19 protein-coding genes are annotated in these 15,897 nt (G+C 34.9%); 17 read left to right on the top strand and 2 right to left on the bottom strand.

All coding sequences use genetic code 11. From position 1 onward, the window contains the following. Positions 1 to 608 precede the first annotated feature (608 nt). A complete protein-coding gene (locus BMY13_RS09755) occupies positions 609 to 1,175 on the bottom strand; it encodes a TetR/AcrR family transcriptional regulator (protein WP_092504260.1) in 567 nt (188 codons plus the stop codon). 305 nt (positions 1,176 to 1,480) lie between these two features. On the opposite strand from BMY13_RS09755, the gene BMY13_RS09760 reads away from it, so the two are divergent. From BMY13_RS09760 to BMY13_RS09825, 17 genes are all read left to right on the top strand, one after another. Then, entirely contained in the window at positions 1,481 to 3,427 is a 1,947-nt protein-coding gene (locus BMY13_RS09760) for an efflux RND transporter permease subunit (protein WP_092504841.1), read from the top strand. A gap of 2 nt (positions 3,428 to 3,429) precedes the next feature. Then, positions 3,430 to 5,232: a hypothetical protein gene (locus tag BMY13_RS09765; RefSeq protein ID WP_092504843.1), complete on the top strand. Its 1,803-nt coding sequence runs from the start codon at positions 3,430 to 3,432 to the stop codon at positions 5,230 to 5,232. A gap of 350 nt (positions 5,233 to 5,582) precedes the next feature. Beyond that, positions 5,583 to 6,536 (top strand): alpha/beta hydrolase, encoded by a 954-nt coding sequence (locus BMY13_RS09770; RefSeq protein ID WP_092504262.1) that lies wholly within the window; start codon positions 5,583 to 5,585, stop codon positions 6,534 to 6,536. Between the two features lie 122 nt (positions 6,537 to 6,658). Then, on the top strand, positions 6,659 to 7,414 hold the full coding sequence (locus tag BMY13_RS09775) for an aminoglycoside phosphotransferase family protein (protein ID WP_092504264.1): 756 nt from the start codon (positions 6,659 to 6,661) through the stop codon (positions 7,412 to 7,414). A gap of 45 nt (positions 7,415 to 7,459) precedes the next feature. Then, positions 7,460 to 7,924: an NUDIX hydrolase gene (locus tag BMY13_RS09780; RefSeq protein ID WP_092504266.1), complete on the top strand. Its 465-nt coding sequence runs from the start codon at positions 7,460 to 7,462 to the stop codon at positions 7,922 to 7,924. A 42-nt stretch (positions 7,925 to 7,966) separates the two neighbouring features. Then, positions 7,967 to 8,092, top strand: coding sequence for a hypothetical protein (locus tag BMY13_RS19920; protein WP_281243686.1), 126 nt, complete (start codon positions 7,967 to 7,969; stop codon positions 8,090 to 8,092). Positions 8,093 to 8,107: 15 nt separating this feature from the next. Next, complete coding sequence (locus BMY13_RS09785) at positions 8,108 to 8,461, top strand: hypothetical protein (protein ID WP_092504268.1); 354 nt, start codon at positions 8,108 to 8,110, stop codon at positions 8,459 to 8,461. Positions 8,462 to 8,807: 346 nt separating this feature from the next. Next, the gene (locus BMY13_RS09790; RefSeq protein ID WP_092504271.1) at positions 8,808 to 9,350 is read left to right on the top strand and encodes a DinB family protein; all 543 of its coding nucleotides are present in this window, start codon (positions 8,808 to 8,810) and stop codon (positions 9,348 to 9,350) included. Positions 9,351 to 9,476: 126 nt separating this feature from the next. Next, positions 9,477 to 9,728 carry a 2'-5' RNA ligase family protein gene (locus BMY13_RS19985; protein WP_342728814.1) on the top strand — a complete coding sequence of 84 codons (252 nt, stop codon included), beginning with the start codon at positions 9,477 to 9,479 and terminating at the stop codon, positions 9,726 to 9,728. Positions 9,729 to 10,003: 275 nt separating this feature from the next. After that, the gene (locus BMY13_RS09800; RefSeq protein ID WP_092504273.1) at positions 10,004 to 10,537 is read left to right on the top strand and encodes an AAA family ATPase; all 534 of its coding nucleotides are present in this window, start codon (positions 10,004 to 10,006) and stop codon (positions 10,535 to 10,537) included. Between the two features lie 24 nt (positions 10,538 to 10,561). Then, complete coding sequence (locus BMY13_RS19925; protein ID WP_281243687.1) at positions 10,562 to 10,690, top strand: hypothetical protein; 129 nt, start codon at positions 10,562 to 10,564, stop codon at positions 10,688 to 10,690. Positions 10,691 to 10,733: 43 nt separating this feature from the next. After that, positions 10,734 to 11,174, top strand: a complete 441-nt coding sequence (locus BMY13_RS09805; RefSeq protein WP_175476766.1) for a pyridoxamine 5'-phosphate oxidase family protein — start codon at positions 10,734 to 10,736, stop codon at positions 11,172 to 11,174. Between the two features lie 53 nt (positions 11,175 to 11,227). Beyond that, positions 11,228 to 11,956, top strand: a complete 729-nt coding sequence (locus BMY13_RS19735; RefSeq protein ID WP_245736077.1) for a S41 family peptidase — start codon at positions 11,228 to 11,230, stop codon at positions 11,954 to 11,956. Between the two features lie 26 nt (positions 11,957 to 11,982). Continuing rightward, entirely contained in the window at positions 11,983 to 12,495 is a 513-nt protein-coding gene (locus BMY13_RS19740; RefSeq protein WP_245736078.1) for a S41 family peptidase, read from the top strand. 17 nt (positions 12,496 to 12,512) lie between these two features. Beyond that, complete coding sequence (locus BMY13_RS09815) at positions 12,513 to 13,178, top strand: Type 1 glutamine amidotransferase-like domain-containing protein (protein WP_092504275.1); 666 nt, start codon at positions 12,513 to 12,515, stop codon at positions 13,176 to 13,178. 42 nt (positions 13,179 to 13,220) lie between these two features. Continuing rightward, complete coding sequence (locus tag BMY13_RS09820; protein WP_092493498.1) at positions 13,221 to 13,973, top strand: metallophosphoesterase family protein; 753 nt, start codon at positions 13,221 to 13,223, stop codon at positions 13,971 to 13,973. A gap of 511 nt (positions 13,974 to 14,484) precedes the next feature. Next, positions 14,485 to 14,706 (top strand): hypothetical protein, encoded by a 222-nt coding sequence (locus BMY13_RS09825; protein ID WP_092493499.1) that lies wholly within the window; start codon positions 14,485 to 14,487, stop codon positions 14,704 to 14,706. Between the two features lie 51 nt (positions 14,707 to 14,757). Here the strand turns inward: BMY13_RS09825 and BMY13_RS09830 are convergent, their stop codons facing one another. Continuing rightward, positions 14,758 to 15,876, bottom strand: a complete 1,119-nt coding sequence (locus tag BMY13_RS09830; protein WP_092504277.1) for a 5-methyltetrahydropteroyltriglutamate--homocysteine S-methyltransferase — start codon at positions 15,874 to 15,876, stop codon at positions 14,758 to 14,760. Positions 15,877 to 15,897: the final 21 nt, after the last annotated feature.

Here is a 15,897-nt window from a genome sequence, read left to right on the forward strand (position 1 = left end):
GTGTGCATGGAATTCAGAATATTTGTGTTAAAATATATCCAGAGATTGTGAGTAGATGTACTCATAGGATACTTAGTGAGTTGCAGCTCGAAATGCAGGTCAGCGGTGTGGATCCTGGTTCTGATAAAGGGGCGAATGATTTATCAGTTTTCCTCAATTTCATATATGTCTAATAAGAAAAGAACCATAGAACTCCATTTATTGAAGAGCAGAAAGGGTGATATTATTGCCATTTGAGGCTGAGATTCCAATAATTTTTTCTTATACTGTTTTTCCACTGGGATTGGCTTTGTTAATTATTTCTTTAACAGGACTTAGGAAGGCGAAAAGAAATGGTTTTCTAGCAATAGGAACTATTTTCTTTCTGATAAGTATGTACCTCTTGAGGTCATTACTTTTCCAAATACCTGATGTGGATAACGTTATGGTTTCAGAGCATAACACTTTTGACTTTTATCTTTTTTTGATCCCTTTCTGTTTGTTTATAATTTCCTATATTTTATATATACTGACAGACGTTATATTGGGGTACAGAAATAAATATAATAGTTAATGTTCTTATGTGCTCCAATACACCCAGCACAAATATAGTAGCAGAATTAGTTAATTTAATCTAAATAAGACATCCCATAGTTTGCAAAATTATTAATTATAACAGCCATTTCTTTCGGGGATTGGTCCATTTCATTTTCAATCCAATCCTTAATGACATTTATAGCTCCACTTACAACGAATGTACTCAAGTACCTTGATTCTACCTCATCTATATGATTGACAGCCATCCAATTCTTCATCATAAAACGTTGAGCGATGTTCATCAGTCGCTGCTCAAAAGTGGGGTCACCATTTTTCATTAATAATGTTTGGAACATAAATTTATTATTTGTAATGTATTCTAATAATTTTTGAGTCATCTTTTGTGACTCTTCTTCGATTGTAAAGCTATAACTGCTTAGATACTTAATCATATCCTCCGAAATTTCCGCTTCTATTTTATCCAGTAAATCGTAATGATCTGCATAATGTGTGTAAAAAGTTGAACGATTAATATCTGCCATTTCACAGATTTCCTTTACGGTTATGGCAGATATAGGTTTTTTGGCCAGTAATATAATAAGACTTTCCTTTAATATTTTGCGGGTGTATTTTTTACGTCGGTCTAATTTCTGACTCAATTTAAAAATCCTCCTTAAAAGTATAACTACTACTTTCATACGATCACTAAGTTTTTCTAATGAAATCCAACACAATTTAATAATATGTTGAATAGCTGACGATATTTATAAAACTGTTTGTTGATTATCCAACACAGTGTCTATTACAATAATAAAGTGTATTAAGGTACTATTGCAAGAAAGGATGAAGTCTTATTGACCAATCAGCAAGAATTATCAAACATAAAAAACCCATTGTGATAACATTTATCATCATTGCGCTAATTAGTACAATTGCGCAATTTGCTGTTTCAGTCAATTACAATATGGTTGATTATCTGCCAGATGATGCACCATCAATAGTGGCCATGGATTTAATGGAAAAAGAATTCGATGAGCCGATTGCGAATGCGAGGGTGATGGTTCGGGATGTCTCTATTACCGAAGCCTCAGCATACAAAGATAAATTAGCAGCAATCGATGGTGTAACTTCAGTGACTTGGTTAGATGATGTTATGGATATAAAAACGCCAGTCGAAATGGCTAATCAAGATACTGTAGAATCTTATTATCAGGATGAATCAGCCTTATTTTCAATAAATATTCGTGAAGGTGATGAAGTCGAAGTTACGGATGAAATTTATGATTTGATTGGTGAGGAAAATGCCATTTCAGGTGAGGCAGTAGACACCGCGACATCACAAAAAATGGCTGGTAAAGAGTCTTTAAATGCAGCCTTATTATTGGTTCCAATCATTATCATCATTTTAATTCTATCCACTAGCTCCTGGATGGAACCGTTATTCTTTTTAACGGCTATAGGGGTTTCTGTAATCATTAATTTAGGTACAAATATTTTTATCGGCGAAATATCGTATGTTACTCAATCGGTGGCACCGATACTACAGCTGGCAGTATCGCTGGATTATGCCATCTTTTTACTTCATAGTTTCTCCGATTATCGAAAGCAAGTTTCAGATCCTAAAGAAGCAATGCAACTGGCTATTAAACGATCATTCCCAGCTATCGCGGCGAGTGCATCAACAACGTTTTTCGGTTTTATGGCACTCACGTTTATGGACTTTGGCATTGGGGCTGACTTAGGTCTTAACCTTGTGAAAGGAATTGTTCTGAGCTTTATTAGTGTCATCGTCTTTTTACCTGCTTTAACACTGATGTTTTACAAGTGGATTGATCGTACACAACACAGACCACTTGTCCCGAGTATTAAGAATATCGGGAAGCACGTTATGAAATTTAGGATTCCAAGTTTACTACTAGTCTTCCTATTAATCGTGCCGGCATTTTTAGCACAAAGTGAAACATCCTTCATATATGGTACTGGGGAACAGCCGGAGACAACACGTGCTGGTGCAGATGCAGCAGCTATACAGGAAGAATATGGGGAAAATACGCCAATGGCTTTACTTGTTCCTAATGGTGATATGGCTAAGGAAGAAGAGCTCGTTCAACAGTTAGAGAATCTGCCTAATGTATCGAGTGTAATTTCCTATGTGAATATCGTCAGTTCGGCCATTCCCCCTGATTATTTAGAGGAATCGACGACGGAACAATTTTATTCAGAAAACTACACGCGGATCACACTGAACACTGAAACAGGTTCGGAAGGGGAAGCGGCTTTTTCATTAATTGAGGATGTTCGATATACTGCTGAAACCTATTATGATGACACCCATCTACTTGGTGAGAGTGTAACGTTGTATGATATGAAAAGAATCGTTGAAGAAGATAACACAGTCGTGAATTTGCTAACGGTAATTGCAATTGCGATCGTGCTTTTAATTACATTCCGATCAATCTCCATACCTGCTGTCTTATTATTGACGATTCAATCTGCAGTTTGGTTCAACTTATCGGTACCATACTTTATGGATTCGTCGTTGGTATATGTTGGTTATTTAATTATCAGTACGGTACAACTTGCCGCAACAGTTGATTACGGCATCTTATTTACGGAGACATACCAAAACCTTCGTAAAGAAATGCCAGCAATGGAGGCAATTAAGAAAACGATTGATGATAAGATTTTTGCGATATTTATTTCCGCTTCGATCTTATCGAGTGTTGGATTTATTTTATCATTAACATCTTCAAATCCAATTGTGTCTTCGATCGGTTTATTACTAGGCAGAGGTGCGTTACTAGCATTTGTTATGGTCGTATTTGTCTTGCCGGCTATGCTGGTTATATTCGATCGAATAATTGAAAAAACAACACTAAGAGCAAACTTCTATAAAGGGAAAGGGAAATGATAATGAGATTTAAACGGATAACCGCGGTGTTCATGGCATGTCTTCTTATAATACCAACACATTTAGTATCAGCGGCGACTAATGAATCTTCATCAGATGGAACGTATTCTGAGAAGAGTGAAGTCGTATATGCCACACTAAATGCCAATGGTGATCAGAAAGAGATGTATGTCGTCAACAGTTTTACGGTTGATAAGCCTGGGAAAATGGTAGACTTTGGACCATATACCAGTGTTGGAAATTTAACTAATTTAACAGATATGAAACTAAAAGATAATCAAGTTACGTTTACAGCAACAGAAGATGAGTTTTATTATCAGGGAAATATAGAGAACAAACCATTACCATGGGACATCAATGTTTCCTACAAATTAAACGGCAAAACAGTATCACCTGATGAACTGTTAGGCAAAGATGGCCAGTTTGAAGTTCATATCGATACAAAGGCAAACCAAAAGGCCAATTCCAACTTTTTCGAAAATTACATGTTACAGATATCACTCCCTTTAAACTCGGAAATCTATCAAAATATCGAAACTGAAAATGGAACGATTGCCAATGCAGGGAAAAATAAACAGGTTACCTTTACTGTTATGCCGGAAAAAGAAGATAGCTTTGTGGTAAAGGCTGATGTAAAAGATTTAGAAATGGAAAGTATTGAAATATCGGCAGTAACATCTTCTATGTCGATTGACTCACCAGACTCTGAAGACATGACCGAAGATATGAAGTCCCTGTCAGATGCAACAGAAGAAATAAATGATGGCGTTGGAGAACTGAATGAAGGGATAGCCGAATTAAATAATGGCGCCGCAAGCATACAGGAAGGTTCTGCATCGTATAAAAATGGAATTAATAAACTCGCTAATCGGTCCTCTGAACTAATTAAAGGATCTAAGGAAATTGATAAAGCCCTGGAAGAAATGAGTCAGTCAGTAGGAAGTGGTTCTAATGAGACGAATGTGGGTGAATTAAAGAAATTACAAAAAGGGCTTACTGAAATTGCAAATGGCTTAGGGGAAACGAAGAAAGGTTTGTCTGATTTAAAGAAACAATATACGAAAGCTTATGATGCACTGGATAAATCGATGGCAGCGATTCCTGTGGGCGATATTTCTGACGATGAAATAAAGAAATTAAAAGCTAGCAATGCAGATCCTGAGGTTATTGAAAAACTGATTAAAACTCATAAAGCAGCAGGTGCAGCGAAAGGCACTTACTCCAGTGTCAAAAAAGCCTTTCAAGCTGTGAACCCAACATTAGATGGAGTTATAGGATCACTGCAAAAAATGAAAACGAATGTTGAAACGATGGCTGATAATCTGGGCAAGAGCTTAGATAATATGAATGTCGATGAATCGATGAAAAAATTACAGCAAGGCTTAAGCACGCTATCTTCCAATTATCAATCGTTCCATTCTGGTTTGGTTGATTATACTGGTGGCGTTTCAGAAGTATCAAGATCATACGGTAATCTGCATGGAGGCATCACCGACCTAACAGATGGAACTAGTGAATTGGAAAATGGCGTGAATGATCTTCATGAAGGTACAACTGAGTTAGCTGAGTCAACAAATGATTTACCTGATCAAATGCAAACTGAAATCGACCAAATGATTAATGAATACGATAAATCCGATTTCAATCCCGTTTCATTTGTTTCATCGAAAAATAAAAAGGTTAATTCCGTACAATTTGTCATTAAAACAGAAAGTATAAAAAAAGATGATGACAAGCAAGAAAGTAAAGAACAGGAAAAAGAGAAAAAAGGATTCTGGGACCGGTTATTCGATTTGTTTAGATAAGAGCATCTGGGAAAGTACCAGGTGAAAGTGTGAAGAAGATTTACGTGTTCCGTTACCTATCGCAAATATTAAAAATGTAATGTGAAGTGACCATCAATTTTGTATGCTAATTTGATGGTCACTTTTATTGGTATAATAGGATTTAAAAACCCTTTGATATTGTAGTGTAATTTGTGCACCAGTTTATTAGATAACGATAGCTAGTGTAAGTCTACATTGTGTCCTACAAATTCATATACAAATTTGTATACATAAATTTACTAATAAGCTTGTGAGTTGTTTTAGTTTTCGCTTGATTATACAAGGTATTCTGAATATTTGTGTTAAAATAAATACGGGAGGGATTTTTTATGGGAGCCACAAAACCAAATAATGGGTTTACAAAAATTCAACAAAAGGCAGTTAACCTGGTGCAAGAGGAGAATTTTACAGAAGCGGCTTTGCTTTTAGAAGAAGCTAAGGAGCAATTTCCAGAAAAACTAGATCGACTAGGGCATTGGAAAGCTGGTATTTGTATGTTGCAAGGAAACAACGATAAAGCAATATCAGAACTATCCGAAGTATTAGATCGAGGATATTGGTGGAATCCAGAACTGCTAACGAATGACACTGAGTTACAACCACTCAAAGAAAAGGTAGAATTTCAAAAAATTTTAGAACTGTGCAACGAGAAATATGAAGCAGAAAAGAAGAATGCTAAAGCTTCATTGCAAGTGGTGGGTAATCCTAAAGCTATCACTTCTATTTTTGCATTACACTGGAAAGGTTCAAACGCTAAAGATTTCACTGAACAGTGGAGTGAATCAGCCATTTTATCAAAATATTTATTGGGATTTCCCCAATCTTCTCAGTTGTTTAGTCATGAGTGTTATTCCTGGGATAATCAAGATGTTGCAGAAAAAGATGTTACTGATACATTCAATCAATTTAAGAGAAAATACGACCTTGCAGCAAAAGAGAATATAATAGCAGGAGCATCGCAGGGAGGTAAGACAGCAATTGAGCTAAGTTTTAAGAATAATTTAGCAAAATTTGATGGATTTATAGCAATAGTTCCTTCATTTGAAAATACAGAAGAAATAGAAGAAATCCTGCAATTAAATAGTGAAATAAATGTAAGAGGTTGTGTTATCACAGGAGATAAAGATCCGTTTTATGATAAGACTCTAAAAACAGTGGATATCTTAAGAAAAAATGGGGTTCCTTGTAAGTTAATTGTTAAAAAAGGTATGGGACATAGTTTGCCTGATGACTTAACTAATCAACTTATTGAAGGAGTAGAATTTATTTCAGAAAAGCAATAAAACTATATTGGGTTGTGTGCCTAACCGATTTTCTCCATCAATAATTGGAATATTATGATAATATTGATATATGTGAAAATTAGTTGTTATTTAGTCAGAAGCAGATCAGGGAGAGATTACAATTGGATTTAGGTAAACCAATAGCAAAAGGGAATACAGCAATTATATACCTTTGGGAAAATAAGATTATCAAAATATTTAACGACTATTTACCGAAATCTGAATCTCTTTATGAAGCAAATAAGCAGAAATTTGCTTATTCGTGCGGACTGTTTGTGCCTGAAATATTCGATGTCACACAAATTGATGGGAAGCAAGCCATCATTATGGAATATATTAAAGGGAGTACAATAGGTGATATCCTATTTAAGAATAGGCAGGAAGCAGAGTATTACATGAAACTATCGATTGAAATACAACAAAAAATTCATATGATTACTGCTGATGGTCCGCTTGAGCCGATGGCTGGAAAATTAAGGCGTCAAATTGATTTGGCTCCAGAATTAGACGAAAGACATAAGTCTACATTAGTACATAAATTGGATTCAATGGCATATGAGAAGAGGCTTTGTCATGGAGACTTCCATCTTTTTAATTTGATTATGTCAGATCATAAAGTGGCAATTATAGACTGGATTGATTCCAGTGCAGGAGACATTCGTGCGGACATATATCGTACGTATTTTTTGTACTCACAGTTTTCAATGGAGTTAGCGGAAATGTATTTGCGACTGTATTGTGAGAAAAGCGATTTGTCAAAAGAAGAAATCTTCCAGTGGGCTCCAATTATTGCCGGAGCAAGATTATCTGAAAACGTGTCTTCAGAAGAATCGGAACAGCTTATGGATATAATCAGTTATTACTGTCCTTTTCAATAACGGAACAGAATATGAAATAAAAATATGGTTGGGAGTAATTTGTATATGGATGCAGTATTTGAAACGGACATTGGGGTATTTAATTATCGTGTAGCTGGTGTCTGGATCCAGGATGGTCATGTTCTTTTACACAAAAGTGTTATTGATAATCATTGGGCTCTTCCTGGTGGGAGAGTAGAAATCACAGAAGAATCCCAGAAAGCTCTGAATAGGGAATTTCAAGAGGAACTGGGGATTGATGTTCAAGTACAAAGGTTGCTTTGGTCAGTTGAGAATTTTTTTAACTTTAATGGAAATGACTTTCATGAAATAGGATTTTACTATCAGGTGTCATTTAAAGACGATTATAAATTTAGTACTGAAGAATTCTACGGAATGGAGGGTGATCATTTAATATATAAATGGATTCCGATAGATGATCTTTATAAACTCTCTTTACAACCCGAATTCTTAAAGGCGGAAATAAAAGATATCCCAATGAACCCTAAACATATTGTGGTTAAAGGGTGAAGCTAATACAGGCTATTTAATAGAAATAATGGGGGTGGTTCCATGAGTTTATCAGCAATTTTAACAATGATATTAGGTAGTATTATTGCGTGGGGGTTACCAATTGCGGTCATCATATCAATTATAATTTTATTTAAAAAAGTTAATCGTTTAGAGAAGAACAGATAAGAAAATTGAGGAGTGATGAACATCAGAAAAGTTTCGGTAGTTTTGGGAATAACAGCCGGTATCTCCAGTATTGTCCTATGGTTTGTCCTAAACTTTTACAACCCTTATTCGAATCCAACTGAATTAGCTCCTGTAGTAAACACATTCTTCATGTTGTTCCTTCCAGCTTGTTTAGCGATAGTTGCTTCTTTTATGTCAAAACAACTCCTATTGTTAATCGCATTTTTGTGGTCATTACCAGTAAGTTTATACTTGGTCTTTTCACCTGGAATTTTTGCCTTGTTTGGAATCTCGAGCATTGCTTATTTGATTAGTTATCTATTGGTGCGATTAGCCAATCCGAGCAGTTTATTTAAGAAATCTTACTAAATTAGCAGGTACAAGAAGAACTTTAAGTAGCTGTTACATGATTCTCTTATTTTAGAAGTAACTATATAGCTTAAATAGAAGTCAAAATGAATTTATAGATGTTGGGAGAATGAGTATGTTAGAAACCTTATCCATTATCAGTGACAGCATTGTGGAGTTAGTGGTTTACTTCTACTTAATTTTCATAATTTAATTAGTAAACCACTTAAGGTGATAGAAAAGGTAATAAATACAGGTACTTGGTTAAACAAGACGCCTTTATTGAAGCAATTAATTGAAATAGTAATTGATAATTTTCCAGTTAATTTGAATTAATAGGATTAGCTGGGTAAAAGGGAGATTAAAAATGAAATCAACAGAAGACAAAAGATTTATCATTGAGAAAAAATCAGGCTATAACTCAATAATAGGAAGATTATTATCCATGATGGATTACACACGAATGACTACGCTAGAAGCAGTAAATAATTTAACAGCTAAAGAGCTTGATTATCGTATAGATGTGAAAGGAAATTCAATAGGTTGTCTTTTATACCATATGGCATGTGTAGAAGAAGTTTATCAAATTATCACATTTGAGGAAAGGGATCCTACTGAAAAGGAATTACAAAAGCTTGAGGTAGGCTTGAATCTTGGTGAAAAGGCACATCAAATAATCCATAATAAAGAAATTGAATTCTACAGAGAGCAGTTAAACCGCGTCCGGGAACACACGTTAGAAAAGTTCAGGGAAAAAGAGGATAGTTGGTTAGATGAAGTATCACCCTTCGGCCCTAATAATGTAGCTAATAACTATTTCCGCTGGTTTCATGTATTTGAGGATGAACTGAATCATCGCGGGCAAATCAGGCTAATTCGTCAGCATATGAAGAGAAAGCAGGAAGGTTAAAGTTTAGGCGGAAAGGGCTAATTCTTAGAAAGATTAGTCTTTTATTAATAATTAATATTAAATAGACGGGTGGAGTTATTAATTGCAATTTTTTATTGGAATTGTACCTTCAGATGAATACAAAAAATGAAAATAATAGATTTTCAGCATAAATGGAAAAATAATCGGCTACCTGATGTTGTTGAACCACATATAACTCTGAAGGCACAAGGTGGATTAACCTCAGATGAAGAGTGGTTACAGAAGGTTAAAGAAGTATGTTATAACTTTCACCCTTTTGAAATAACACTTGATAAACCAAAGTTCTTTGGTAATGAAATTCTTTACTTAAGTGCTAGCTCAAGTGAGTTATATAAATTACATAACAGTATAGTTTGAGTAATTTCACCCTCCAGTGATTTAATAAAGAAGTACTTTGAACTTAAGGACTATGTACCGCATATGACCTTAGGTAAAACGAATCATGGTTTATCACAAAAGGAACTTAGAAACATGAAAAGGACGGCAATAACTGAACTTAGTCCATTTCGAACCTTGGAGGTTAGATTTGTAAGGGTTTATCAAGAAATTGAACCAAATAAATATATAAAGTATTTAGATATACCTTTAAATTAATTTCTGCTTCAAAGATCGGAAATGGGGAATAAATTCTAATGATTATAATGATAAACGGAGCATTTGGTGTAGGGAAAACCACTATCTCTAATGAACTTCTTAATGAGGTCGAAGGTAGTATGATATTTGATCCTGAAGAGGTTGGATCTATGTTGCGGAATGTCATTCCCGAGGAAGTAAAACAACTTGAAGCTGTGACAGGTGATTTTCAAGACTTGCATTTATGGAAGGAGTTAACTGTAAATGTAGCAGAATTATTAATTACTACATATAAAGTTAATCTTATAGTGCCTATGACGATTCAAAAACCAGAATACTTAAATTACATTATAAATGGATTTAAAGGTATAGATCGACAAACTTACCATTTTTGTTTGACAGCAAGTAAGGATACTATTTCTAAAAGACTAAGAGAGCGGGGAGAGGAAGATGGGAATTGGTGTTTCCAGCAAACTGATCAATGCTTAAAGTCCTTTAAGGAAAACAATTTTGAGGAGTACATCGATACTGAAAATATTAAAGTCTCCGATATTATTGAAAATATAAAAGATAAGCTGATAATGGAAAGTTAATTAAACTAGCGGGAGAGGTCACATATGAGTTTTTTGATAGTTGCAATCTTATTAATATATTTATTTGATTTCACGAAACTAAGAAAGCAAAATCAGACGATGATTGAACAGAATGAAGAGGTTATTTCTCTTTTAAAAGATATTAAAAAATAACAGACACCTTAGTAATGATAAACAATAAAAGGGAGGTCATATTATGAAGATTATTACTAATGGAGATAGAAGTTTTGATTTAGAAAAGTTACTCGCTAAGCCTCTATTTGCTCATTTAGCCACGGTCGATAAGGATGCTCCGAGAGATACACCAGTTTGGTTTCACTGGGAGAAACAGCAGCTTTGGATAATTGGTACACCTTCAGATACCTTCCCAAAGCGGATAAAAAATAATCCGAAATGTGCAATAGGGATTGTGGACTTTAACCCTAAAACTGGACTGGTTTTACATGCTGGGTTTAGAGGAACCGCAGCAGTTCTGCCGTTTGATAGTACAATTGCAAATCGGCTGCTGTCACGTTATTTGGGCCTGGATGAAAACAAATGGGATCCACGTTTTAAAAACCTAGATAAAAGTAATGTCTTGATTCGTTTTACACCTGAAACAGTAGTTGTTCGGGATCAGTCATATTTAGCCTCCTGAAGATGTTTATTATAGACGTCTAACGAATTATTAGTAGAAAAAAGGAGATTAAAATGTACTTAAAAATATTCGAGGATGTTATTAGTATTTTACATAACGATTATGCGGGTTGTTTGGATAAAAAGGGTTGCGATAATCCTAATTTTTATCGTGAGAAAATACAGGATTCGGGCAATATGAACGATGAAAAGTTTGTGGGAATTGTTCAGGATTATTTACTGGATTTTAAAGATTTACATATGGAGTTTAAATATACCGCACAATCAACTGAAATGGAAGACGATGTTGGATTTGCCGTTAGGAGGTATGACGATTTACTTTATGTTGTATCCAATGAAAAGGAAGATAGAGTGAAAAAAGGTTATGCTATTACAGCGTTAGATGGCTCAACAGTTCCAGAATTAGTAAATATTCATAAAAGGAGATTGATGGAAACGGAAGCGGAGCGGGAAAATTGGAGTGCGATTCTTCCACAATACAAAAGTGCTGATGTTGTTAGTGAATCAGGAAATTCTTTTACTATTGAACTTAAAAAGTATCCAAAAGAAATCTTCCAGCCAGAGTATTCAATAAAAGAAATCTCGAAGGATACATTATTTTTAACATTAACAGACTTTATGAATCATAATGCGATCTCAAAGTTAATCGATGAAAATCGTTCATTCTTAACTACACGTAAAAATCTAATCATTGATGTTCGTGTAAACAAAGGTGGAAGTGACTTAGCATATTTTGAATTACTTCCTTTCCTTTTCTTTTTGAAGGAGAAGGAGAAGAAATAGATTTAAATGGATTTGATGAGGGTTCTATGTTAACCAACTGTACAAGTCGAAATGTAGAACTGAGAACACAATTGCTTAAAAGTGCTTTTTCTTCTATTGAAGACGAGGTAACACGAAATCAAATAAATGCTTTCATTAAACAACTGGAAGAGAACAAGGATAAGGGCTTTGTTGAACTTGATTTTGGAGAAATGGATGATAGTTTTTCAATTAAAACTAAACCCGGTCCAGAACAAGTTATTCTTTTGACTGATGTCTATTGCGGAAGTTCAGGCGATTCATTTGTTGAGCTTTGCAAAAATTCTTCAAAGGTCACTGTAATTGGAAGACCAACATTAGGTTTAAATGATTATTCTAATCTTGCCATTATGAGTTGGGAGAACAAATTCAAACTATCGTATCCTACGTCAAAATTATCCACCGTTGATGAAGGAAAGGGTATGAGCGGAGTTGGAATCCAACCTGATATTTATATTCCTTGGACACCGGAACATATAGACGTTGATTTGGATGTTAAAAAGGCACTTGAGTTTATTTAATTTTGGGGAGGGACTTAATGGGACATTTAATTCTTTCTGGTGGTGGAGATAAGGAGCAATCGAAGGAAATTGACCAATATTTTATAGAACACATTAATCCGAGCAAACCATTGCTATATATTCCTATTGCAATGAATGGAATTATTCCCTATGAAGAATGTTTCAAATGGGCGAATAGTGTTTTTAACCCATTTGGAATAGATATCATTATGTGGACCAATGTAGATAACAAATCTTTTGATGATCTTAAACAGTTCTCGGCAATTTATATCGGTGGCGGAAATACGTTTAACTTATTAAGGGAGTTTAGGATATCTCAATTTGATAGCCTTTTAAAGGAATACATAGAGAATGACGGTATTGTCTATGGAGGTAGTGCCGGAGCGATAATATTAGGTTCAAACATCATGACCTGTGCTCATATGGACCCAAACAACACAGATTTACAAAGCATTAATGGGCTTAATCTTATAAGTGACTATTCCATTTGGTGTCACTATGAAGCTGAAAATGAAAGTTTGATATCGGGCTTTATCAAAGATTATAAGAAGTCTGTTATTGCATTAAGAGATGGAACTGGTGTCGCTGTTAGTGATGAAGGTATAAAAGTAATAGGGAATTCATCAGCCATTTCTTTTACAAATAAGGGAAAAGTATTGACTCATCCAGGTTCCTTTATTTAAAGTACTTCTTTTTGAAATTAACCAGATTAAGCGGGGGGTATAATGAATGCAGGAGAGAAAGTAGCAATCATTGCGGATATTCATGGAAATAGTGCGGCTTTGAAGGCTGTTATGGATGATATTGATAAAGATGAACAAATAGAACACATTTATTGTCTTGGGGATTTAATCGGTATTGGTCATGAAACAAATGAAGTTCTTGAGTTGTTATTTTCCCGTAACAATATATCTTTTGTGATGGGAAATCATGATGAAGCAGTTTTAAAAATACTTGATGGAAATGAGCCAGGGAGTGTTGGAGATGAAAGGGAGCACCATAAATGGATTGCCTCACGGCTGGATGAGAAACTTATCTCTAAGCTCAAAAGTATTCCAATGAGACAAAATGCAAGAATAAACGGAAAGGACTTTTTGTTTGTACATTATCACTTGAATGGACGAGATGAATTTTTGCCAATTGATAATCAACCAACTTCACAAAGACTTGATGACATTTATGAATTAACTGATGTGGATGTTATTTGTTTTGGACACCATCATACAGTTCACCATTTTAAGTCTAAAGAAAGACTTTACCTTAACCCGAGTTCATTAGGTTGTACCTCTAAACCCCTTGCACCATATGCTAAATTGCGGGTTGGGGATTTTGGTCAAATTGACGTTTCCTTTATTGAAGTATCCTATGATAACAAGGAATTTTTACTTGGATATGAAAAGCTGAATGTTCCAGCTGGAGATGATATTCTCAAAATCTTCCACGGCAATCAACATTTAAACTATATCCAGAATCTATAATTGGAATGGATATAACTCAGGATTTGAATACCAGTAAGGAGTTACTATAAATGAGTTTCAAAAAACGATTATTAATTGCTATTTGTTTTTTTGGGGTATCATTAACTTTCATATTTTGGAGTTTTAAACCAAGTGTATTTCAATCTTTTTTACTTATTATTACAGCTATGTGTGCAAGTTTTATTTTAAAGTGGAGACGAAAGGATAATGAAAACAGATAATCTAATAATGCTAAATGTCTCTACTATGCATTACTCATGAGGGTTATTGTTGCTTTAGATGGCACAGTAAGAGTTGTTACCAAATCCGGCGGTGTTAAGCTATATGCCTTTTGTGATATTTATCGGTTTAATAGGTTCAAAGATCCAAAAGTAAAGGAGTTAACATCGTATGTAATGGAAGTAAATGAATAGCGCAAAAAATTTTATAAAAAAGTCTCCCTTTTTATGACTTTTTCTGTTAGTATATGCTAAGTGGAATTTGACGCAATCAAAAATGGGGGGACAGAGTGATGAGAAATACGTTAATTACAATTATTTGGATTACTGGCATTTATTGTTTTTGTCATATTTTATTTGATTTAAATACGAACCAATCATTAATATTGTTAGGTAAGGATATGCAGATTACGATTAGTCTATTAACTAAGGTAATTGAGTTACTATTTTTGGTTAGTCTGTTCATCTATACATTTAAGTACACGGAGAAAAGTCCAGCAAAAAATTGTCAGTAGATTAAAAAAAGCTTGCAGAGAAATCGTATTCTCTGCAAGCTTCTTTATTTATTACTTGTTAGAAATGCCCCATACCTCTTCAGTCAGGTCAACAATATATTTCAGTTTATTCCATTGTTGCTCTTCCGTTAATTTATTGCCATGATGTGTTGAAGCAAAGCCGCACTGTGGGCTTAAAGATAGTTGTTCGAGTGGCACATATTGTGATGCTTCTTTAATACGTGCTTTAATTGTTTCTTTGTCTTCAAGTTCTCCGTTCTTCGATGTTATAAGACCTAATACGACTTGTGCACCGCCGTTTGGAATATGTTCAAGTGGTTTGAAATCCCCTGAGCGATCGTCATCATATTCCAGGAAGAAGCCGTCTACTTTTTCTTTTGCCAATAATGTAGGAGCGATAAGAGCATAGCTTCCTTCAAATGCCCAGGTAGATTGGTAGTTTCCTCGGCATAAGTGTGTTGTTACAATTAAGTCCTCAGGCTTATTCTCTAAAGCGCCATTAACTACTCGTAACGCAAGGTCAATTAAATCTTCTCTTGAATATTTTCCCTCATTAAATGGGATATCTGGAGCGGATAGTCCAGCGATGTATACATCATCTAATTGCAAGTACCGTACACCAGCATCGTAAAATGCTTTGATTGCATCCTGGTAGGTTTTAATAATATCACTTGCATAGTCTTCGATGTTTGGATAGATATCTGTATTGTGAATGCCGGCGTTAAATAGCTGATTTGGACTAGGAATAGCTTGCTTTACGAGTGCCCGTCCATCAACAATTTCGTTTAAATCAGTGAAATCTTTTAGGAATGGATGGTCAGGGTTAAACGAAATCTTTCCAGTATTCCGTACGTCATATTTCTCTGTTTCCAATCCCTCGAATTGGTATCCTTGCTCAGGTGCATATCCTTCAATTCCGTTTAGATGCTCCAGAAAGTCCAAGTGAAACCATGTACGGCGAAACTCCCCATCTGTAACAACTTCTAAGCCAAGTTCAATTTGCTTATCGACAACACGCTTGATTTCTTTTGTCTCCACCTCGCGTAATTGTTCTGCTGTAAGTTTGCCTTCCTTGTAATCTAGTCTTGCTTTGTGTAAATTATCCGGGCGTAGTAAGCTTCCAACGTGCTCTGCTCTGAATGGTGGTGCTTTTGTTAACGATACTGACATATATATTCCTTCTTTCTGTTT

This window comes from Virgibacillus subterraneus, assembly GCF_900110695.1.
GTDB lineage: Bacteria > Bacillota > Bacilli > Bacillales > Amphibacillaceae > Lentibacillus > Lentibacillus subterraneus.